This window comes from Acinetobacter sp. PFS20 (assembly GCF_052261015.1).
Taxonomy (GTDB): domain Bacteria; phylum Pseudomonadota; class Gammaproteobacteria; order Pseudomonadales; family Moraxellaceae; genus Acinetobacter.
In genome coordinates, this window is sequence record NZ_JBPVZE010000002.1 from 1 (window position 1) to 562 (window position 562).

1 protein-coding gene is annotated in these 562 nt (G+C 49.5%); it reads right to left on the reverse strand.

Translation table 11 applies throughout. From position 1 onward, the window contains the following. Positions 1 to 562 (reverse strand): Ig-like domain-containing protein (locus ACS125_RS18900; RefSeq protein WP_443274049.1); only part of this gene is annotated, 562 nt, incomplete at both ends.

The window sequence follows — 562 nt, forward strand, 5'->3', positions numbered from 1 at the left end:
CTGCAGGTACGGTATCAATAGTAAGCGTAGCTGTATCTGTAGCTGTATTTCCAGCTGGATCAGTTGCAGTTACAGTCACTGTATGTGGACCGTCTGTTAACGCAGGCAGTGTATTGTCTGCAAGCGTCCAAGTACCATCGCCATTGTTTGTCGCTGGATAGTCCACACCATCCACAGTCACAACCACGGTTGCTGTTGGGTCATTAATCGCCCCTGTTAAAGCAGGAGTCGTGTCATTAGTAACCACATCATCTAAAGATACTACTGGAATGCTAGTATCCACTGTCACCACAGCTGTATCTGTTCCTGCATTACCTGCAGGGTCAGTTGCTGTCACGGTAATGGTATGTGGACCGTCTGTTAATACAGGCAAGGTATTGTCTGCAAGGGTCCAGGTGCCGTCACCATTGTTGGTCGCTGGATAGTCTGTGCCATCAACAGTCACCACCACAGTCGCAGTCGGATCGTTCACTGTACCAGTGAGTGCTGGTGTGCTGTCATTGGTTAACACATCATCGAGTGCAACCACAGGTGCAGTAATGTCCGCAGACACTACGCCTGA